This window comes from Rhizobium albus (assembly GCA_030160035.1).
GTDB classification, from domain to species: domain Bacteria; phylum Pseudomonadota; class Alphaproteobacteria; order Rhizobiales; family Rhizobiaceae; genus Georhizobium; species Georhizobium albus.
This window is the reverse complement of sequence record BSNO01000001.1, coordinates 725,217-745,182: the sequence shown is the minus strand read 5'-3', so window position 1 is coordinate 745,182 and position 19,966 is coordinate 725,217. Positions and strand designations below refer to the sequence as shown.

Annotated in this window: 18 protein-coding genes; 14 read left to right on the top strand and 4 right to left on the bottom strand. The window is 62.5% G+C overall.

Annotated features, from left to right (window positions below; translation table 11 throughout):
- The first annotated feature begins 144 nt into the window (after positions 1-144).
- From araD1 to QQL76_RS03450, 12 genes are all read left to right on the top strand, one after another.
- Entirely contained in the window at positions 145-1,137 is a 993-nt protein-coding gene (gene araD1, locus QQL76_RS03505; RefSeq protein ID WP_499206403.1) for an AraD1 family protein, read from the top strand.
- Positions 1,138-1,300: 163 nt separating this feature from the next.
- A complete protein-coding gene (gene ytfQ / locus QQL76_RS03500) occupies positions 1,301-2,248 on the top strand; it encodes a galactofuranose ABC transporter, galactofuranose-binding protein YtfQ (protein ID WP_126008975.1) in 948 nt (315 codons plus the stop codon).
- A 61-nt stretch (positions 2,249-2,309) separates the two neighbouring features.
- A complete protein-coding gene (locus QQL76_RS03495; RefSeq protein WP_499206402.1) occupies positions 2,310-3,812 on the top strand; it encodes a sugar ABC transporter ATP-binding protein in 1,503 nt (500 codons plus the stop codon).
- The gene (locus QQL76_RS03490; protein WP_499206401.1) at positions 3,812-4,834 is read left to right on the top strand and encodes an ABC transporter permease; all 1,023 of its coding nucleotides are present in this window, start codon (positions 3,812-3,814) and stop codon (positions 4,832-4,834) included. The genes QQL76_RS03495 and QQL76_RS03490 overlap by 1 nt, the downstream gene beginning before the upstream one ends.
- 2 nt (positions 4,835-4,836) lie before the next feature.
- The gene (yjfF, locus tag QQL76_RS03485) at positions 4,837-5,805 is read left to right on the top strand and encodes a galactofuranose ABC transporter, permease protein YjfF (RefSeq protein WP_499207100.1); all 969 of its coding nucleotides are present in this window, start codon (positions 4,837-4,839) and stop codon (positions 5,803-5,805) included.
- Positions 5,802-6,656 (top strand): SMP-30/gluconolactonase/LRE family protein, encoded by an 855-nt coding sequence (locus QQL76_RS03480; protein WP_499206400.1) that lies wholly within the window; start codon positions 5,802-5,804, stop codon positions 6,654-6,656. The genes yjfF and QQL76_RS03480 overlap by 4 nt, the downstream gene beginning before the upstream one ends.
- Before the next feature lie 145 nt (positions 6,657-6,801).
- Positions 6,802-7,869 (top strand): type 1 periplasmic-binding domain-containing protein, encoded by a 1,068-nt coding sequence (chvE, locus tag QQL76_RS03475; protein ID WP_499206399.1) that lies wholly within the window; start codon positions 6,802-6,804, stop codon positions 7,867-7,869.
- Between the two features lie 82 nt (positions 7,870-7,951).
- A complete protein-coding gene (gene mmsA / locus QQL76_RS03470) occupies positions 7,952-9,481 on the top strand; it encodes an ATP-binding cassette domain-containing protein (RefSeq protein ID WP_499206398.1) in 1,530 nt (509 codons plus the stop codon).
- A gap of 3 nt (positions 9,482-9,484) precedes the next feature.
- Entirely contained in the window at positions 9,485-10,681 is a 1,197-nt protein-coding gene (gene mmsB, locus QQL76_RS03465; protein ID WP_499206397.1) for an ABC transporter permease family protein, read from the top strand.
- Between the two features lie 3 nt (positions 10,682-10,684).
- Positions 10,685-12,427: an IlvD/Edd family dehydratase gene (gene araD / locus QQL76_RS03460; protein ID WP_499206396.1), complete on the top strand. Its 1,743-nt coding sequence runs from the start codon at positions 10,685-10,687 to the stop codon at positions 12,425-12,427.
- The gene (locus QQL76_RS03455; RefSeq protein WP_499206395.1) at positions 12,414-13,340 is read left to right on the top strand and encodes a Gfo/Idh/MocA family protein; all 927 of its coding nucleotides are present in this window, start codon (positions 12,414-12,416) and stop codon (positions 13,338-13,340) included. The genes araD and QQL76_RS03455 overlap by 14 nt, the downstream gene beginning before the upstream one ends.
- A gap of 7 nt (positions 13,341-13,347) precedes the next feature.
- A complete protein-coding gene (locus QQL76_RS03450) occupies positions 13,348-14,865 on the top strand; it encodes an aldehyde dehydrogenase (NADP(+)) (protein WP_499206394.1) in 1,518 nt (505 codons plus the stop codon).
- 25 nt (positions 14,866-14,890) lie between these two features.
- Here QQL76_RS03450 and QQL76_RS03445 read toward each other — a convergent pair whose 3' ends face one another.
- The 4 genes from QQL76_RS03445 to dctP all read right to left on the bottom strand — a co-directional run bounded on the left by QQL76_RS03445 (position 14,891) and on the right by dctP (position 18,217).
- Complete coding sequence (locus QQL76_RS03445) at positions 14,891-15,328, bottom strand: type II 3-dehydroquinate dehydratase (protein WP_499206393.1); 438 nt, start codon at positions 15,326-15,328, stop codon at positions 14,891-14,893.
- Between the two features lie 17 nt (positions 15,329-15,345).
- On the bottom strand, positions 15,346-16,647 hold the full coding sequence (locus QQL76_RS03440; protein ID WP_499206392.1) for a TRAP transporter large permease: 1,302 nt from the start codon (positions 16,645-16,647) through the stop codon (positions 15,346-15,348).
- A complete protein-coding gene (locus tag QQL76_RS03435) occupies positions 16,644-17,156 on the bottom strand; it encodes a TRAP transporter small permease (RefSeq protein WP_499206391.1) in 513 nt (170 codons plus the stop codon). The genes QQL76_RS03440 and QQL76_RS03435 overlap by 4 nt, the downstream gene beginning before the upstream one ends.
- A gap of 71 nt (positions 17,157-17,227) precedes the next feature.
- Complete coding sequence (dctP, locus tag QQL76_RS03430; RefSeq protein ID WP_499206390.1) at positions 17,228-18,217, bottom strand: type 2 periplasmic-binding domain-containing protein; 990 nt, start codon at positions 18,215-18,217, stop codon at positions 17,228-17,230.
- Positions 18,218-18,426: 209 nt separating this feature from the next.
- Between dctP and QQL76_RS03425 the strand changes: the two genes are divergently transcribed.
- Both QQL76_RS03425 and QQL76_RS03420 read left to right on the top strand, forming a co-directional pair.
- Positions 18,427-19,110 carry a GntR family transcriptional regulator gene (locus tag QQL76_RS03425; RefSeq protein WP_245451466.1) on the top strand — a complete coding sequence of 228 codons (684 nt, stop codon included), beginning with the start codon at positions 18,427-18,429 and terminating at the stop codon, positions 19,108-19,110.
- Positions 19,111-19,174: 64 nt separating this feature from the next.
- On the top strand, positions 19,175-19,849 hold the full coding sequence (locus QQL76_RS03420) for a GntR family transcriptional regulator (protein ID WP_499206389.1): 675 nt from the start codon (positions 19,175-19,177) through the stop codon (positions 19,847-19,849).
- Positions 19,850-19,966 lie beyond the last annotated feature (117 nt).

The window sequence follows — 19,966 nt, the reverse complement described above, 5'->3', positions numbered from 1 at the left end:
CTGCGGCAAATATTGGAATTTGTACCGCATATCAGCCGATGATACCCACGGGCTCACAAGAACAGGTCTGCGGGGGGAGACTGCGGGCCAAACTTCTTCGCACCCGCCGCGGCGGGCGCCGAGAAGCATTGGAGGAGGTCCGAATTGCTGCTGTCACAGTACCGTCGCGAAGATGGAAAGGCCCAGATCGTCGCTCGCGAGGGCACGGAAGCCTATGACGTCGCGACCGATGCATCGCTTTACGAACTGGCACTGGCCTGCGCGAACGATGGCGCCGATCTCAAGTCCTCGATCCTGAACCTTGGACTGCGCAAGGCCGTCGATCTGGCTGCGCTGTGCGCCGAGGGCCGACTTCTGCCCCCCGTCTTGCATCCGGATCCGAGCCACCTGCATCTGACGGGAACCGGCCTGACGCATCTGGGATCGGCGTCGACACGTGCGGCGATGCACGAGAAGGCAAGCGACGACGAGACCGATTCCATGCGCATGTTCCGCATGGGTCTTGAAGGCGGAAAGCCATTGAACGGCGCACCGGGCGTGCAGCCGGAATGGTTCTACAAGGGCAATGGCGATGCGCTCGTTTCGCCCTGCGGCGCGCTGGCTTGTCCCGCCTATGCCGAGGACGGTGGCGAAGAGCCTGAAATTGCCGGGATCTACGTCATCGGAAACGATGGGGAGCCTTATCGGGTGGGCTTTGCCCTCGCCAACGAGTTTTCCGACCACATCATGGAAAAGCGGAACTACCTCTATCTCGCGCACTCCAAGCTGCGCCAGGCGGCGGTGGGACCGGAGTTGCTCGTCGGCCCCTTGCCGGACAGCATCGAAGGGACGAGCCGTATCCGGCGTGGCCAAGAAGTTGTCTTCGAAAAGCCGTTCCTCTCGGGTGAGGCGAACATGTCCCATTCGATCGCCAACCTCGAGCATCATCATTTCAAATACGGCATCTTCCGCCGGCCGGGTGACGTGCACGTCCACATGTTCGGGACGGCGACGCTTTCCTTTGCCGAAGGGTTTGCGGCGCAGAATGGCGACGTCTTCGAAATCGAGGCTGCTTCCTTCGGTTTGCCCCTGACCAATCGGCTGGAGATCGTCATGAAGCCTGACAAGGAAAAGCGCCAGTCCGTGCGCATGCTTTGAAATTGGAGGCTTCAACGCGCACTTGGTTGCGCTGTCGATGTCGGGAAGAGACACGATCCGGCCAAGCTGCCGGATCGCAAGCGCGAGGGGGCCGGCGCGGACGGGTCCGAGGAGGAACATGGCTGGGCGCGATAGCCCCACCCGTGGACAGTGGAGGAACACCATGACCAGAGTACTTCTTGCCGGGGCGGCCTTGCTCGCTCTATCGGCAGCAGCATCAGCACAGACAGTCGGCTTCTCGCAGATCGGATCGGAATCCGGTTGGCGCGCCGCCGAAACGACGCTCACGCGGCAGCAGGCCGAAGAGCGCGGCTATACACTTCAGTTCTCCGACGCACAGCAGCGCCAGGAAAACCAGATCGCAGCCTTGCGGTCCTTCATCGCGCAGGGCGTCGACGCCATCCTCATCGCCCCCGTTGTCGCGACCGGCTGGGACAGCGTGCTTCAGGAAGCACAGGAGGCCGAAATCCCGGTCGTGCTTCTTGACCGCCAGGTCGATTCCTCGGACGATCTCTATCTGACAGCCGTCGGTTCGGATCTCGTCCACGAAGGCGAAGTCGCCGGCGAATGGCTCCTCGGCGAAGTCGGTGAGGAGGAGTGTCGTGTGGTCGAGTTGCAGGGAACCACGGGTTCATCACCGGCAATCGACCGGGCACAGGGCTTCCGCAATGCCATCGAAGGCCATGCCAATGTCGAGATCGTGCGCAGCCAGACCGGCGACTTCACGCGCGCCGGCGGCAAGAGCGTGATGGAAAGCTTCCTGCAGGCCGAAGGCGGCGGCGAAAACATCTGCGCGCTCTACGCCCACAATGACGACATGGCGATCGGCGCCATTCAGGCGATCAAGGAAGCCGGGCTTGCACCTGGCGAAGACATCAAGATCGTCTCCATCGACGCCGTTCCGGACATCTTCCAGGCCATGGCTGCAGGCGAGGCGAATGCAACGGTGGAACTGACGCCGAACATGGCTGGCCCCGCCTTCGACGCGCTGGAAGCCTATTGGGCGGATGGCACCGAGCCGGAGAAATTCATCCAGACGGAATCGCGCCTCTACACCCAGGCAGACGATCCGGCAGCCGAGTATGAGGCTCGCAAGGATCTCGGTTACTAAGAGATCCTGCCAACCAGAACCGGGGCAGCAATTGCCCCGGTTTCCTTGCGGGAAAGAACCGATGCTCCTGTCGATCACATCGCTGTCGAAAAGCTTCGTCGGCACCAAGGCGCTTCAGGGCGTCGATTTCGAGCTTGCCGCCGGCGAAGTGCACGCACTGCTCGGCGAAAACGGCGCAGGAAAATCCACGCTGATCAAATGCATGACGGGCGCCTACAAGCGCGACGCCGGCGAGATCCGCCTGGACGGTGTTTCGATCGATCCATCCTCGACCGCAGAAGCGCAGGCGCTCGGCATCGGCACCGTCTATCAGGAGGTGAACCTCCTGCCGAATCTCACTGTCGCACAGAACCTGACCTTTGGCCGCGAGCCGCGCCGTTTTGGCTTCGTCGACGCACGAGCCCAAAGGACGCAGGCACGGGCAATGCTGGAGCCTTACGGGCTCGATATCGATGTCGATCGTGATCTTGGCGCCTACTCGGTCGCGATCCGCCAGATCATCGCCATCGCGCGCGCCGTCGCGCTTTCAGGCAAGGTTCTCATCCTCGACGAGCCGACCGCGAGCCTCGATGCGGCCGAGGTACGCATGCTGTTCACCATTGTGCGCAAGCTGCGCGCCGAAGGCCTCGGCATCATCTTCGTCTCGCATTTCCTCGATCAGGTCTTCGCCATCTGTGATCGCGTCACCGTGCTTCGCAACGGCCGCAAGATCGTCACGGAAAAAACTGCCGACCTCGACCGCGTGCGTCTGATTTCCCATATGCTCGGCCGCGACCTGGAAGAAGCGGCGCACGAACACCGCAAGCACACCGAAGCCGGTGACGATCAGCGGGGACCGCTGCTGACATTCGAGGCCATCGGCCGCGCCGGCATGATCGAACCATTCGACCTCGCTGTGGGCAAGGGCGAGGTAATAGGTCTGGCCGGCCTGCTCGGCTCCGGGCGCACCGAAAGCGCGGAGCTTCTTTTCGGTGTTCGCACCAGCGACAGTGGCAGCGCCTCCGACCAGCACGGACGCATCGCCCATGGCAGCCCGCGCGAGGCGATCGCCGCCGGCTTCGGCTTTGCGCCGGAAGACCGCAAGGTGGATGGCATCATCGCCGAATTGTCCGTGCGCGAAAACATCATTTTGGCGTTGCAGGCCAAACGTGGCTGGATGTCGAAGATCTCGCGCCAGGAGCAGGATGCGCTCGCCGAACGCTATATTGGCCGCCTCGACATCCGTACATCGAGCGCGGACAAGCCGATCGGAGAACTGTCGGGCGGCAACCAGCAGAAGGTGGTTCTCGCACGATGGCTGGCGATGAACCCGCGCTTCCTGATCCTCGATGAGCCCACCCGCGGCATCGACGTCGGCGCCCACGCCGAGATCGTTCGGCTCATCCAGGAAATCACGAAGACCGGCATGGCCGTGCTCGTCATCTCGTCCGAACTCGAAGAGCTGGTCGCCGTCTGCGATCGTGTCATCGTCGTGCGCGACAGGCGCCATGTCACCGAACTCGCCGGCGCCGACATCAGCACGGACGCCATCGTCCGCGCGATCGCACAGCCCGAGGCTGCTTGATGAGACGCTCGCTTCAACGCATCACGCCGCAGCTCTTGACGCTGGCTGCCCTCGTCGCGCTTGTGACGCTGTTCTTCCCGAACTTCATTTCCATTTCCTACGATGGCACACGCTTTGTCGGGCCGATCGTGGATGTACTCAAGCGATCGGCACCGGTTGCGCTGCTCGCAGTCGGCATGACGCTTGTCATCGCCACGCGCGGGATCGATCTGTCCGTCGGTACCGTCATGGCGATCGCCGGCGCCGTCGCCGCCTATGCCATCACGTCCGGCTTCGGCCTTCCCGCGACATTGGCATTGGCGCTGCTGGCGGGTCTCGCCGCAGGTTTGTGGAACGGCTGTCTCGTCGCGCTCATCGGCATCCAGCCCATCGTCGCGACGCTGATCCTGATGACGGCCGGGCGCGGGATCGCGCAGTTGATCACCGAAGGCCGCATTCTCACCTTCTCCAACAATGATTTCGCGTTCATCGGCTCGGGCACGGTTTACGGCATTCCGTTCCCCACCATCCTCTGGCTTGCAACCGCGATCCTGGTTGCTGCGCTGATGCGGCGAACCGCGCTTGGACTTCTCATCGAAGCGACGGGCATCAATCGTGCGGCAAGCGCCCTCGCCGGCGTCAACGCCACCGTGATCCTGATCGCCGTCTACATGGCATCCGGGTTCTGCGCGGCGCTGGCAGGCATCGTGGCGACAGCCGACATTCGCGGCGCGGATGCAAACAATGCCGGGCTTTGGCTGGAACTCGACGCGATCCTGGCCGTCGTGATCGGCGGAAATTCGCTGCTCGGCGGACGTTTCTCGATCGCCGGCGCGATGATCGGCGCATTGATCATCCAGACGATCAACACCGGCATCGTGCTTGCCGGCTTTCCGTCGGAGTACAATCTCGTCATCAAGGCCGGTCTGGTCCTCGTCATCCTGGTGATGCAGTCGCCGAACCTCTCGGCCGACTGGTTCTATCTGAAGACGCTGATCAGTGAACAGCGCACCGCACGGGCAGAGCGGAAGGAAGCGTCATGACCATCAATCCGCGCCTCTATCCCCTGCTCACGACGATCGGCATTTTCATCGTCGGCTATTTTCTCTGCTACCTGCAGTTCCCGAACATCCTGTCGACCCGCGTCGTCGGCAATCTCTTGACCGACAACGCCTATCTCGGCATCGTCGCCGTCGGCATGACGATCGTCATACTCTCGGGTGGCATCGACCTGTCGGTCGGCTCCGTCATCGCATTTTCCGGTGTGTTCATCGCCGTGATGCTGCGCGATACCGATCTGCCGGCGCCGTTGATCATTGTCATGCTGCTGGTCATCACGAGCGCCTTCGGAGCGGCGATGGGGTGGCTGATCCATGCGCTTGCGATGCCGGCCTTCATCGTCACGCTTGCCGGCATGTTCCTGGCGCGCGGCGCTGCCTACATGCTGACGATCGACTCGATCGCCATCACCGACCCCTTCTTCGCCGCCATCCAGAACGCCTACTGGCTGATGCCTGGCAGAGGACGGCTGACGCTGATCGGCGTCCTGATGGTCGTCGTCGTGCTCGCCGGCGCCCTGCTCGCCCATCGTACACGGTTTGGCGCGAGCGTCTTCGCTCTCGGTGGCGGCGAACAGACGGCGCGGCTGATGGGTGTTAATGTCGGGCGGACAACCGTGCTGATCTACGCCTTCTCCGGCCTGATGGCCGGTCTCTCGGGCGTGGTCTTCTCCGTTTATACCGGCTCCGGTTATCCGCTGGCCACCGTCGGCACCGAACTGACTGCGATCGCCGCCGTGGTGATCGGGGGGACCATCCTGACAGGCGGCGCCGGATATGTGATCGGCACCCTGTTCGGTGTACTGACGATGGGGCTCATACAGACCTATCTCGTCTTCGATGGGAGCCTCTCCAGTTGGTGGACCAAGATCGTGATCGGCATGCTGCTCCTGCTCTTCATCCTGCTGCAGAAGGGTCTTCTTCGCCTGACGGCGTTCGGCGCGGCGCGCGCATGAGCGAGGTTCAGGTTCATGATGAGCGCGCATGCATGCTGGGCGAAGGCGCGCTTTGGCATCCCGAGCGCGGCCAGCTCTTCTGGTTCGACATTCTCGCGGGCAAGCTCCTCAGCCGGTCAGCCGACGGCCCTCTCGAATGGAGCTTCGGCGAGTGCGTTTCGGCGGCAGGCTGGGTCGACAGCGACCGGCTGCTGATCGCCAGCGAAACTGGCCTGAGCCTCTTCCATCTTTCGACCGGAACGCGAACGGGGATCGCCGCGGTCGAAGCAGACGATGCATCCACCCGCTCCAACGATGGCCGTGCCGATCCCTTCGGCGGCTTCTGGTTCGGCACGATGGGCAAGAAGGCAGAACAGGGCAGAGGCGCGATCTACCGGTTTTACAAGGGCCGCGTGGAAAAGCTCTTCGACGCCATCACCATTCCGAACGCCATCTGCTTTGCGCCGGATGGACGCCGAGCCTATTACGCGGACACGGCCTCCGGCATGGTCTACGCGGTGACGCTGGACCGTGAAGGATGGCCGGCAGGCGAGGCGGAAGTGTTCCTCGATCTGGCCTCTGAAGACATTTCGCCGGACGGTGCGGTGACCGATGCGGAAGGCTGTCTCTGGAATGCCCAATGGGGCGCTTCGCGTGTCGCCTGCTACGCGCCGGACGGATCGCTGAGGAAGGTCGTTCCTCTACCTGCCGTCCATGTGTCGTGCCCCGCCTTCGGCGGAGCAGACTTTTCGACCCTCTTCGTGACGAGCGCGCTCGAAAACATTCCGTCCCCTCTTCCCGCCGACGGCTTGACCTACAGTGTCCGCCTCGACGTCTGCGGGCGGCCCGAGCCGGCTGTCCTCATCGATTGAGGCGTTGCAGCCGGGCATACCGGGAACGGTATATCATTAGGCTGATACGGAATTTGACGGTCATATCTCTTTTGCCTAACTCTCGGGGTCCGATGAGGAGATCGGATCGAGGCCGGCGCAGTCACGCCGCCAATGGGAGGAACTCATGCGCTATATGTCAGCTGCGATTGTCGCAGCATTGCTTTCTACGACTGCGTTGGCCGTACCGGCTTTCGCGCAGGACAAGGGCTTCGTTGGCATTGCCATGCCGACGCAGTCTTCCGCACGCTGGATTTCCGACGGCAATTCCATGGTCGAGCAGTTCCAGGCTGCCGGCTATGAGACGGACCTGCAATATGCCGAGGACGATATTCCGAACCAGCTCGCCCAGGTCGAAAACATGATCACCAAGGGCGTCAACGTCTTAGTGATTGCGGCGATCGACGGGACGACCCTGTCGAACGCGCTCGCCAACGCGGCCGCTGCGGATATCAAGGTCATTGCCTATGACCGCCTGATCCGCGACAGCGAGAATGTCGACTATTACGCCACCTTCGACAATTTCCAGGTAGGCGTGCAGCAGGCCGAGACGCTGGTGGCCGGACTTGAAGACCGTTTTGGTGATGTCGAAACCTGGAATGTGGAGCTCTTCGGCGGCTCGCCCGACGACAACAATGCCTATTTCTTCTATGACGGCGCCATGTCCGTGCTCCAGCCGCTGATCGATAGCGGCGATATCGTCGTGAAGTCCGGGCAGACCGGCATGCAGACCGTTGGCACGCTGCGCTGGGACGGCTCGGTCGCCCAGGCCCGCATGGATAACCTTCTGTCGGCCAACTACACCGACGACCAGGTGCATGGGGTGCTTTCGCCCTATGATGGCCTTTCCATCGGCATCCTCTCGTCGCTCAAGGGCGTCGGCTATGGCTCCGGCGACATGGAGATGCCGATCGTGACCGGACAGGACGCCGAAGTCCAATCCGTGAAGTCCATCCTCGTTGGCGAGCAATATTCGACGATCTTCAAGGATACGCGTGAACTCGCCCGTGTCACCGTAGGCATGGTCGATGCGGTTCTCTCCGACGGTGAGCCGGAAATCAACGACACGGAAACCTATGACAACGGCGTCAAGATCGTGCCGTCCTACCTGCTCGAGCCGGTTCCGGTGACCGAAGCCAATTGGCGTGAAGTGCTGGTCGACAGCGGCTACTACGAAGCATCCGAGATCGAGTGATCCTCCCAAGGACAGCGGGTCCCGGCATCGGCCGGGGCCTGCAGACCGTGGAAGGGCAACCGACGGCGATCTGGAGTGCGCCATGAGCGAAACCATCCTTGAGATGCGCAACATCACCAAGACGTTTCCGGGCGTGCGAGCACTCGACGACGTCTCCTTCTCCGTCAGGCGTGGCGAAATCCACGCGCTTGTCGGTGAAAACGGTGCCGGCAAATCCACGCTGATGAAGGTGCTGTCCGGCGTCTATCCCCATGGCGAATATGAAGGCGACATCGTCTACGAGGGCGAGGTCAAGGCTTTCCGCGGCATCGCCGACTCCGAGCGCGACGGCATCATCATCATCCATCAGGAACTCGCGCTCGTCCCGCTGCTGTCGATTGCGGAAAACATCTTTCTCGGCAACGAATGCGCATCGCGCGGCGTGATCGACTGGCGCGAGACGAACCGGCGGACCGGGGAACTGCTCGCGCGCGTCGGTCTGCGCGAACGGCCCGAAACGAAGGTCATGCACCTCGGTCTCGGCAAGCAGCAGCTGCTCGAAATCGCCAAGGCACTGTCGCGCGAAGTGCGCCTGCTCATTCTGGATGAGCCCACATCCTCGCTGAACGAACACGACAGCGACGCGCTTCTGGAGCTTCTCATCGAATTTCGCCGCCGCGGGATTTCTTCCATCCTCATTTCGCACAAGCTGAACGAGGTCTCGAAGGTCGCCGATACCATCACGATCCTGCGCGACGGCATGGCAGTGACGTCGCTCGACTGTTCCAAGGGCCCGGTACCGGAGGATCGCGTCATCCGCGATATGGTCGGACGCTCGTTGTCCGACCGCTATCCATCGCGAGACCCGAAGATCGGCCCGACGATCCTCGACGTGCGCGACTGGACCGTACGCCATCCGATCGACACCAGCCGGCTCGTGGTCGACAAGGTCAACTTCACGCTGCGCGAAGGCGAAGTGCTCGGCATCGCAGGGCTGATGGGATCGGGCCGCACCGAGCTTGCCATGAACATGTTTGGCCGTTCCTACGGCACCTATGTCAGCGGCGAGGCGCTGATCCGCGGCAAGACCGTCGATCTGTCGAGTGTGCCGGCTGCGATCGATGCAGGCCTCGCCTATGCCACCGAGGACCGCAAGACCTTCGGTCTGGTGTTGGACCAGACAATCCGCCGCAATGTGCCGCTTGCCAATCTCGATGGCATCGCCAGCAAAGGCGTCGTCGATCGACACCGCGAGGCGCATGTCGCGGAAGACTACCGCAATCGCGTCCGCATCAAAAGTTCGTCGATCGAGCAGGCAACGGTCAATCTGTCCGGCGGTAACCAGCAGAAGGTGGTTCTGTCGAAATGGCTCTTTGCCGATCCGGACATTCTCATTCTCGATGAACCCACCCGCGGCATCGATGTCGGCGCCAAGTTCGAGATCTACACGATCATTCGCGACCTCGCCGCATCGGGAAAATCCATCATCGTCATCTCGTCGGAGATGCCCGAACTGCTCGGCATCACCGACCGTCTCTACGTCATGAACAAGGGCCGGTTTGTCGGTGAATTGCCGACGGCGCAAGCCAGCCAGGAGAAGATCATGTCCATCATCATCAAGGCGGGCGGCTGACCCATGGACCAGACCGTAACCACGGAACCGACGCCCGTCCGCGCCTCCGGCGTCAGCTTCTTCCGCGCCAACATGCGCGAATATGGCATCCTGATCGCGCTGGTCGTGATCATGGCCTTCTTCCAGTTCGCAACGGGCGGCATCCTGCTCCGACCGGTCAACCTGACGAACTTGATCCTGCAGAACAGCTATATCGTGATCATGGCCGTCGGCATGCTGCTGGTGATCGTGTCAGGCCATATCGACCTGTCCGTCGGATCGGTGCTCGGCTTCGTCGGCGCGCTCGCCGCGGTCATGATCGTCCAGTGGGACATGAACTACGTGCTGGCCTCGATACTGTGTCTCGGCGTCGGCGCCGCGATCGGTGCCGCGCAAGGCTTCTGGATCGCCTATTTCCGCATTCCCTCCTTCATCGTCACGCTTGCGGGCATGCTGGTCTTCAAGGGCCTGACACTTTGGCTGCTCGCCGGCCAGTCCGTCGGTCCCTTCCCGCCCACCTTTCAGCTGATGTCGTCGGGCTTCCTGCCGGATGTCTTCGGCGGCGACGGCATCAACATCCTGTCGCTGGTCATGGGCCTCGGCGTTGCAGCACTTCTGCTCTATCTCGCGATGCGCGCCCGCAGCCAGGAGATCAAGCGCGGGCTGCCGACCGAACCGGCGGCGCTCTTTACCGTGAAGAATGCGCTCATCGCCCTCGCCATCGCCTATATGAGCTATCTCATGGCGTCGTTCCGCGGCCTGCCGAACGTCTTCATCATCATGGCGCTTCTGATCGCCGTCTATTCCTTCGTCGCCAACCGCACGACGGTCGGCCGCCGCATCTATGCGATCGGCGGCAACGAGAAGGCCGCGAAGCTGTCCGGCATCCGTACGGAGCGGCTCGTGTTCCTCACCTTCGCCAATATGGGCATGCTGGCAGCACTGGCCGGCCTCGTCTTCGCCGCCCGGCTGAACACCGCCACGCCGAAAGCCGGCCTCGGCTTCGAGCTCGACGTCATCGCTGCCGTGTTCATCGGCGGCGCGTCGATGTCCGGCGGCGTCGGCACGATCGTCGGTGCCGTCATCGGCGCCTTCATCATGGGCGTGATGAACAACGGCATGTCGATCCTCGGTATCGGCATCGACTACCAGCAGGTCATCAAAGGCCTGGTGCTGCTCGCTGCCGTCATCTTCGACGTCTACAACAAGAACAAGGCCTGAGAGATGACCTTCAAGAAGGCTAAATGGCCGCGCAAACTGCGATCGACGGAATGGTTCGGTGGCACGAGCCGCGACCACATCTACCACCGCTCCTGGATGAAGAACCAGGGATTGCCGGCCGATCTCTTCGACGGACGCCCGGTCATCGGCATCTGCAACACCTGGTCGGAACTGACGCCCTGCAACGCGCACCTGCGCGATCTTGCGCAGCGCGTGAAGCACGGCATCTACGAGGCCGGCGGCCTGCCGGTCGAGTTCCCGGTCTTCTCGCCCGGTGAAAGCACGCTGCGCCCGACCGCGATGATGTACCGCAACCTCTGCGCAATGGATGTCGAGGAAGCGTTGCGCGCCAACCCGATCGACGGTGTCGTCCTGCTCGTCGGTTGCGACAAGACCACGCCCGCGCTTCTGATGGGTGCCGCCAGTGTCGACATTCCAGCCATCGCCGTTTCGGGCGGCCCGATGCTGAACGGATGGTTCCGTGGCGAACGTGTCGGTTCCGGCACGGCACTCTGGCAGATGAGCGAGGCCATCAAGGCCGGCACCATGACCAGCGACGAATTCCTGGAGGCGGAACAGTCCATGTCGCGCAGCCCCGGCTCGTGCAACACCATGGGCACGGCCTCCACCATGGCCTCCATGGCGGAAGCGCTCGGCATGGCGCTTTCCGGCAATGCCGCAATCCCGGCCGCCGATTCCCGCCGCCGCGTGATGGCGCATCTGAGCGGCCGCCGCATCGTCGACATGGTCAAGGACGACCTCAAGCCATCCGACATCATGACGCGCGACGCCTTCGAGAACGCCATCCGCACCAATGGCGCGATCGGCGGATCCACCAATGCCGTCATCCATCTTCTTGCCATTGCCGGACGCGTTGGCATCGATTTGACGCTCGACGATTGGGACCGGCTCGGCCGCGACGTTCCGACGATCGTCAATCTCATGCCGTCCGGAAAATACCTGATGGAGGAGTTCTTCTACGCGGGAGGATTGCCCGTGGTGATCAAGCGGCTCGGCGAAGCCGGCCTGCTCCACCGCGATGCGATCACCGTTTCGGGTTCCGGCATCTGGGACGAGGTGAAGGATGCCCGCAACTGGAACGAGGACGTGATCCTGCCGGTCGAGCGCGCGCTGACGCCCCATGGCGGGATCGCCGTTCTCAAAGGTAATCTCGCGCCCAATGGAGCCGTGCTCAAGCCATCGGCGGCGAGCCCGGAACTTCTGCAGCATCGCGGCCGCGCTGTGGTGTTCGAGGACATCGACGACTACAAGGCGAGGATCAACGACGAGAACCTCGACATCGACGCGTCCTGCATCATGGTCATGAAGAATTGCGGACCGCGCGGTTACCCCGGCATGGCAGAAGTCGGCAATATGGGTCTGCCGCCGAAGGTGCTGCGCACGGGCGTCCGCGATATGGTGCGCATTTCGGATGCGCGGATGTCTGGCACCGCCTATGGCACGGTCGTGCTGCACACGACGCCCGAAGCGGCGGTCGGCGGGCCGCTCGCGATCGTGCGGACCGGGGACATGATCGAGCTCGACGTCCCGAACCGACGGCTCCATCTCGATTGTTCGGAGGAGGAGATAGCGACGCGACTTGCCGCCTGGGCACCGCCGGTCGAAAAGCCTGCGGGCGGATATGCACGCCTCTTCCACGACCACGTGCAAGGCGCCGATACCGGAGCCGACTTCGATTTCCTCAAGGGCCATCGCGGCAAGGATGTCGGACGTGACAGTCACTAAAATCGCCATCGTCGGCGTCGGCAAGATCGCGCAGGACCAGCATGTCCCGTCCATCGCCGGCAACGAGAGCTTCGAGCTTGCGGCGACCGTCAGCAGCCGAGACGGCCTGCCCGGCATCGAGAATCATGCCCAGCTGACCGATCTTCTGGACAAGCGGCCCGATATTCGCGCGGTCGCCCTCTGCATGCCCCCGCAGATGCGCTACGAGGCCGCCAGGATCGCAATCGAAGCCGGCCGGCATGTCCTCTTGGAGAAGCCGCCCGGGGCAACCATCGCCGAGGTTCAGGACCTCGTCGAAAAAGCGTTTCTCAAGAACGTCACCCTCTTCGCGACGTGGCATTCGCGTTTCGCAGCAGGTGTTCCCGCCGCCCGCGCCTGGCTCGCCGAGCGCGAGGTCAGGCAAGTGCGCATCACCTGGAAGGAGGACGTGCGGCGCTGGCATCCGGGCCAGGCCTGGATCTGGGAGCCGGGCGGTCTCGGCGTGTTCGATCCGGGCATCAATGCCCTGTCGATCATGACGGAAATCCTGCCAAAGCCGGTCCATCTCGTGCGATCGACGCTCGAAATCCCCGACGGACGTCAGGCGCCCATTGCCGCGGCGCTGCGATTCAGGGGCTCGGCCGGCTTCACGGTCGAAGCTGATTTCGACTGGCGCCAGACCGGTCCACAAACCTGGGACATCGATGTCGTTACCGACACGGGCTCTCTTCTTCTGTCAAAGGGCGGTGCGGAGTTGACGATCGGCGGGCGGCGCGAGATGACGGAAGCCGATGTCGAATATGCCGGCATCTACCGCCGCTTCGCCGAACTGATCGACGCAAGCGAGATCGATGTGGATCTCGCCCCGCTGATCCATGTCGCCGACGCCTTCATGCTCGGCCGCAAGATCACGGTTGAACCTTTCGAGGAATGAGATTTCCATGACTGATCCCATCACACTCCACGGCCGCCATCTGATTAACGGGGCCTGGATCGAGGGCTCCGACTTTTTCACGGCCGACCGCACCGATGGCGTGGAGACCCGATTTGCGCGCGCAACAACTGCCGATATCGACCGTGCAGTTCAGGCGGCAGAGGCGGCATTCCTGCCTTACAGCCGGTCGAGCCGCGAAAGCCGAGCCTTGTTTCTCGAAGCGATCGCCGACGCCATCGAAGAGCGCGGCGCGGCAATCACTGCCGTCGCGATGGCCGAAACGGGACTGCCTGCCGCACGCCTCGAAGGCGAGCGCGGCCGTACGAACGGCCAGTTGCGGCTCTTCGCGAAGCACATCCGTGACGGCGCCTATCTCGACCGACGCCATGACGCGGCCGACCCGGAGCGCAAGCCGCTGCCGCGCCCGGAAATCCGCCTCGTCCAGCGGCCGATCGGTCCGGTCGGCGTTTTCGGTGCATCCAATTTTCCGCTAGCCTTTTCGACGGCCGGCGGTGACACCGCCTCGGCGCTCGCCGCCGGTTGCCCCGTCGTGGTCAAGGGCCACCAGGCGCACCCCGGGACATCTGAAATCGTTGCCGACGCGATCCTCGCAGCGATCCGCGCGACGGACCAGCACCCCGGCGTCTTCGCGCTGGTGCAGTCCGACACAAACGAGGCAGGCGCCGCGCTGGTCCAGCATCCGCTCATCAAGGCGATCGGGTTCACCGGGTCGCTGCGCGGTGGGCGCGCGCTCTTCGATCTGGCGGTCAGCCGACCGGAACCCATTCCGTTCTTCGGCGAATTGGGTTCGGTCAATCCGGTCTTCGTGCTCGCTCACGCGGCCGAGACCCGTGGCGCCGAAATCGCGCGCAACTGGGCAGCGTCGCTCACGATGGGTGCCGGCCAGTTCTGCACCAATCCCGGCGTCCTGATCGTTCCGGAAGCCAGCGCCGACCTCATCGAAACCGAGGCGGCCACTCAGCTTCGGCAGGTGCCTCAGCAGACGATGCTGTCAGCCGGCATCGCCGAGGCTTTCGGACGCAATGCCGCAAAGCTCGCCGCCGGCAACGCCGTGCGCACCATTTGCGCGCCCGAGGTGAACGGACGCGCTGCTACCGCTGGACTGTTCGCAACCGACGCCGACACCTTCATCTCAAACCCGGAACTGGCGGAAGAAGTGTTCGGTCCCGCGGGCATCGTGGTGCGAGCCCACAGCGAAGATCACCTGCTGACCATCGCGAATGCACTCGAAGGCCAGCTCACCGTTACGCTGCAGCTGGATGCCGCTGATTCGGACACGGCCCAGCGGCTGATGCCGATCCTGGAACAGAAGGCCGGGCGCATCCTTGCGAACGGCTTTCCCACAGGCGTCGAGGTGGTCGATGCCATGATGCATGGCGGCCCCTACCCTGCCAGCACCAACGTCGCCGCCACATCCGTCGGAACGCTCGCGATCCGCCGATTTCTGCGCCCGGTCGCCTACCAGAACCTGCCTGAGGCGCTTCTTCCGGCCGACATGCTCTGAGCTTTCGTCGACGCCTGGCAAAGGGTCAGGCGTCGACGAGATCACCCATGGCCCGCACAGCCGTGCGGTAACCCTTCGGGCCAAGCCCGGCGATGACGGCGGTCGCGACCTTCGACATCAGCGAGTTGTGGTAGACCACTTCGCGGCGATGAATGTTGGAGATGTGGAGCTCGATGATCGGGCCCGAAAACATCTTCAACGCGTCCATGATCGGCACCGACGTGAAGGTCAGCCCAGCCGGATTGATGATGATGCCCGCAGCCGGCCGGTCGATCGCCTCATGGATCCAGTCGACCAGCTCGTATTCACGGTTGGACTGGTAAAACACGATTTCCGTATCGCCCGCAGCTTCTCGGCACATGGCCTCGACCTCGGCCAGTGTTGTGTGCCCGTAGATTTCAGGCTCGCGCTTACCGAGCCGGTTGAGGTTCGGACCGTTCAGGACATAGATCGGATTGGGCATGGGCACGAATTCCAAGATTAGCCGGAGTAGCCGAACAGGCGCGGCACGAAGAGCACGACCGACGGGATAAAGGTGATGATCGCCAGCGCGACGAACATGCCGATCAGGAACGGCATTGTGTCACGCACGATATCGCGCAGCGGCGCGCCCGAGACACGGGCGACGACGAAGAGCAGCAGCCCATAAGGTGGCGTGATGAGGCCGAGCATCACGTTGAACACCACCACGATCCCGAAATGCACCATGTCGATGCCAAGCGCCTGCGCCGTCGGCACGAGCACCGGCACGATCACGAGGATGATCGTGGTTCCTTCCAGGAGGCAGCCGAGCAACAGCAAGACGATGTTGACGATGATGAGGAACGTCAGCGGCGTGAGTTCGAAGCTCAGCAGAAAGGCGCTGAGCGACGCCGGGATGTTCTCGACCGTCACCACATAATTGAAGACCATCGCGCCGGCGATCAGCATGCCGACGGACGCAGTCATGCGGCCGGCTGACAGCAGCGAGGCGAAGAACTCGCGCAAACCGACGTCACGGTGAATGATGGCGGAGACGACCAGCGCGTAGCCGGCAGCGACGGCCGCTGCTTCCGTCGGTGTCATCACGCCGCCGCGCAGGCCGACGAGAAGCACAACGGGCAGCATCAGTGCCGGCAGCGCGCGCATGGTGATCCCAGGCAGCTTGCGCACAGGCACCGGCGCTTCCGTCGGGAAGTTCTGGCGGCGCGCGCTCCAGGCGACAATCACCATCTGGCTCAGCGCGATGAGCAGTCCAGGCAAGATACCGGCAAGAAACAGGAAGCCGATGGAGGCGTTGGATACCAGCGAATAGATGACGAGCGGAATGGACGGCGGCAGGATCGGCGCCATGACGGCCGACACGGCGGTCAGCGATGCCGCGAAGCTCGGTGTGTACTTGTTGTTCTCCGTCATCATCTTCTGCATCATCTTGCCCATGCCGGCGGCATCGGCGATCGCCGAGCCGGACATGCCCGCGAAAATGAGGCTCTGCAGGATGTTGACCTGCGCCAACCCTCCGCGGAAACGCCCGACGAGCGCATTACAGAAATTCAGAAGCCGGATCGTCATCGAGCCGGAATTCATCAGCTCGGCTGCGAGGATGAACAGCGGCACGGCAAGCATCGTGTAGCTGGTGAACATGCTGTTCAGCAGCTGCTCGGCAGCCGTACCCATGTCGAGGCCGGCGGCGTAGAGATAGAGGATAGAGGCGCCGATCATCGCGTGGCCGATCGGCAGGCCGAGGAGGCTCATTGCGACCAACGTGACGATGCACAGCGTGAACGGATCGGAAAGGCTCATAGGCCCGAACTCGCTTCTGTAGGATCGGCGTCGCGGTTCTCGCCACCCCGGATGGCCCGCCAGACGAGATAGGCGTAACGACAGATCACGGCGACGGCGAAGAACACGTAGATCGAGAAGAGCCAGTCGAAGCGGATTTTCAGGTAAGCCGTGGACTGCACCTTCATGAAGGTGACGTAATCCACAACCGCCGGCAGCGAAAAGGCATAGAGCCCGATCAGCCAGGCACCGCCGACGATCAGCATGATACGACGTGCGGCTGGAGGCACCATCCAGAACAGGAGGTCGAACCGGATCTCTTCGTCTTCGCGAATGACGAAGGCCGCACCCCAGAGAACCATCCACAGCCACATAATGACGGACAGCTCGGACGTCCAGCCCGTCGGGAAATTGAGGAAGTATCGAAATACGATCTGCGTAATGAACGCGACGAACATCACGCCCATCATGATGGCGAGAATGTTCTCTGCGCGCCGGTTAAGCCAGCGCAACACGGGCATGAGACGCATCGTGACCTCCTCGACAATTGCAAGCCGAACAGCCGTGGCTCCGCGCGGAGCCACGGCTGTTCGCTATCGCATTACATGCCGTTGATGGTCTCGACCATGCCCTCGGGCCAGCTCTCGGCGAGGCTCGATTCCAGGTAGAGGTTCTGGGCATACTCGCGGAAGGCATCGAGATTGGGCTCGTAAACCTCAAGACCCTGCTCCTTGAAGTAGGCGGCAAGTTCCTCTTCCTGCTTCACGTGCTCGGCCTGGCTCCAGTCGATCGCGTTGTCGGCGGCCGTCTGCAGCGTTTCCTGCTGCTCGGGCGTCAGTCCGTTCCAGGCATCCAGCGAGATCGTCAGAAGGTCGAAGCCGACGAGATGCGACGTCAGCACGATCTGCGACATCACTTCGTAAAACTTCATGTTCTGGACGTTCGGCAGCGGATTGTCTTGGCCGTCGATCGCGCCGGTCTGCAGGCCGGTGTAGACTTCGGCATAGGCCATCGGCGTCGGGTTTGCGCCAAGCGCCTGCCCGAGGAACTGCCAGGCGTCACCACCCGGCATGCGCAGGTTCACGCCCTGCAGATCTTCAGGTGTCTCGATGCGTCCTTCGGTGCGAAGACCGACATGGCGGGCACCGAAATAGGTGGGGCCGAGGATCTTCACCGAAAGCTGGTCCTCGACCATCTGCTTCATTTCCTCACCAGCCTCGCTGTTGAAGAAGGTGCGCAGGTGATCGGCGTCGCGGAAGAGATATGCCGATGTCAGGATGGACCAGGCCGGGATCTGGTTGGAGATATCCTGCGGGGCGATGTTACCCATTTCCAGATTGCCACGCTGAAGTGCGACCAGCTCCGTGCCCTGCTTGAACAGGTTGCCGCCGTAATAGCCCTGGAACTGGAATTCGTCGCCGAGCTCCTCAGTGAAGCGCTCCATCATGCGCGCGCGGATGTCCTGATCCGAGAAGACAGCCGAGAATCGCAGCTCGACAGGCTCTTGGGCAATCGCCGGAACGCTGACGGCAGCTGACAGGATCAGCGCGCCAGCGGCGAGGATGGAGCGGCGTGAAAACGTCGAAAACATGAGGGTCCTCCCTTTGAATTTCTTGCCCGCCCATGGCCTCCAGCCGGCGGATACCGCTTTTCATGCCACTCGACAAAGCGCATTTCAATAGGCGTCGTGGATTTCATATGAGATTATTGATTATATATGGTCACAGAGGAAGTGCTCGGTGAACTTGCCTGGAGCCATCAGGTCGGGCAGAGGAATGGAGCGCTGAGGAGGATTTGCGCTTGAGCGGCGACATCCATTCACCGGAGACTGCGGGCGACGCAACCTATCGCCGCATTCGAACCGATATTATTTTCGGCCATCTGGGCCCGGGCGAACGCCTGCGGCTGGAGCGGCTTCGCACGCGCTATGCCACAAGCGTCAGCACGCTGCGCGAGGTCCTCTACCGCCTGTCTTCGGAGGGCCTGGTGACCGCCGAAGGTCAACGCGGTTTCGAGGTCGCGCCGATTTCGGCGGCGAATTTCCGGGAAGTCGCGGCCATGCGGGGCCTGCTCGAAGGCCATGCGCTGCAGGAATCGTTTGCGGCCGGCGACATCGAGTGGGAGGGCCGAGTCGTCGCCGCCCATCACAAATTGGCACGCCTGGAAACGCTCATTCTTGCTGGCGACCTGGAACAGACATCGGCATGGAAGCACTACGACCGCGAATTTCATCACGCGCTGATTTCGGCCTGCGGATCCCGCGCGCTCATGGACACGCACAGCGTCATCTTCGACCAGTTCCTGCGCTACCAGATTCTGGCCGTGCGTTTTCGCGGCGAGATCGCGGTCGGTGAACACCGGACACTGCTGGATTGCGCGCTCGTGCGCGACGCCGACACCGCCCTCCGCACGCTCGACCGACACATCCACGCCTGCGTGGATTACACTGTCGAACAGGGGCTCTTCCCATTGGCGGCTCAGTGAGATCAGTCGAATTGCGCACCGTGCTCGGGCAGCTTCGGCAGAGATATGCGGTAGAGAATGAAAGATGACTGAACCGATTACTCATACAGAAACGATCGGCGACAATGCCTATCGCCGCATCCGCGCCGATATCATCTTCGGCCGAATCGCCCCCAGCCAGAAGCTGAAGCTTGACAAGCTGAAGGATGTTTATGGAGCAAGCATCAGCACCCTGCGCGAGATCCTGAGCCGGCTGACCTCCGAAGGGCTGGTCGTTGCCGAAGGTCAGCGTGGCTTCGAGGCCGCCCCGGTGTCGGTGGAAAACCTGCGCGAGGTCGCGGCGCTGCGCCAGCTTCTGGAAGGTTTCGCGCTCGAACAGTCCTTTGCGGCGGGCGATGTGGAATGGGAAGGCCGCGTCGTTGCTGCTCACCACAAGCTCGCGGCGCTCGAGCAGCGCATGCGCGATGGCGACATGAGCCAGACGGAGATGTGGAAGCGCTATGACTGGGAGTTTCACCAGGCGCTCATTTCGGCCTGCGGCTCCAAGGTGCTGATGGATACCCATGCCGCCATCTTCGACAAATATCTGCGTTACCAGATGATCGCGCTGTCGTTTCGAGGCGACATCGCGGCGCGCGAGCACCGCGTGATGCTGGAAGCGGCGCTCGATCGCGATGCTCCAACGGCGAAATCGATGCTGGAAAAGCACGTGGGCGGCGGCGTCGAGCACGCGCTGGCCACAGGAACGATCAAGACCTGATACAGAACCTGATCGGGCATTGATCATTCAAAGTTGAAAATATCCGATGAAATGGATTATGTCTGTTGTCATTGTACCGGCGCATCGGGGCGCCGCGCGTTGCGACGACAGGATCAC

Excerpts from the sequence above, each read along its gene's own strand:
- QQL76_RS03440 (WP_499206392.1), bottom strand. The coding sequence starts at position 16,647 with ATGAGCCTTTCCGATCCGTTCACGCTGTGCATCGTCACGTTGGTCGCA.
- dctP (WP_499206390.1), bottom strand. The coding sequence starts at position 18,217 with ATGTTTTCGACGTTTTCACGCCGCTCCATCCTCGCCGCTGGCGCGCTG.
- mmsB (WP_499206397.1), top strand. The coding sequence starts at position 9,485 with ATGGACCAGACCGTAACCACGGAACCGACGCCCGTCCGCGCCTCCGGC.
- ytfQ (WP_126008975.1), top strand. The coding sequence starts at position 1,301 with ATGACCAGAGTACTTCTTGCCGGGGCGGCCTTGCTCGCTCTATCGGCA.
- QQL76_RS03490 (WP_499206401.1), top strand. The coding sequence starts at position 3,812 with ATGAGACGCTCGCTTCAACGCATCACGCCGCAGCTCTTGACGCTGGCT.
- chvE (WP_499206399.1), top strand. The coding sequence starts at position 6,802 with ATGCGCTATATGTCAGCTGCGATTGTCGCAGCATTGCTTTCTACGACT.
- QQL76_RS03450 (WP_499206394.1), top strand. The coding sequence starts at position 13,348 with ATGACTGATCCCATCACACTCCACGGCCGCCATCTGATTAACGGGGCC.
- QQL76_RS03495 (WP_499206402.1), top strand. The coding sequence starts at position 2,310 with ATGCTCCTGTCGATCACATCGCTGTCGAAAAGCTTCGTCGGCACCAAG.
- QQL76_RS03435 (WP_499206391.1), bottom strand. The coding sequence starts at position 17,156 with ATGCGTCTCATGCCCGTGTTGCGCTGGCTTAACCGGCGCGCAGAGAAC.
- QQL76_RS03445 (WP_499206393.1), bottom strand. The coding sequence starts at position 15,328 with ATGCCCAATCCGATCTATGTCCTGAACGGTCCGAACCTCAACCGGCTC.
- QQL76_RS03420 (WP_499206389.1), top strand. The coding sequence starts at position 19,175 with ATGACTGAACCGATTACTCATACAGAAACGATCGGCGACAATGCCTAT.
- QQL76_RS03480 (WP_499206400.1), top strand. The coding sequence starts at position 5,802 with ATGAGCGAGGTTCAGGTTCATGATGAGCGCGCATGCATGCTGGGCGAA.
- mmsA (WP_499206398.1), top strand. The coding sequence starts at position 7,952 with ATGAGCGAAACCATCCTTGAGATGCGCAACATCACCAAGACGTTTCCG.
- araD (WP_499206396.1), top strand. The coding sequence starts at position 10,685 with ATGACCTTCAAGAAGGCTAAATGGCCGCGCAAACTGCGATCGACGGAA.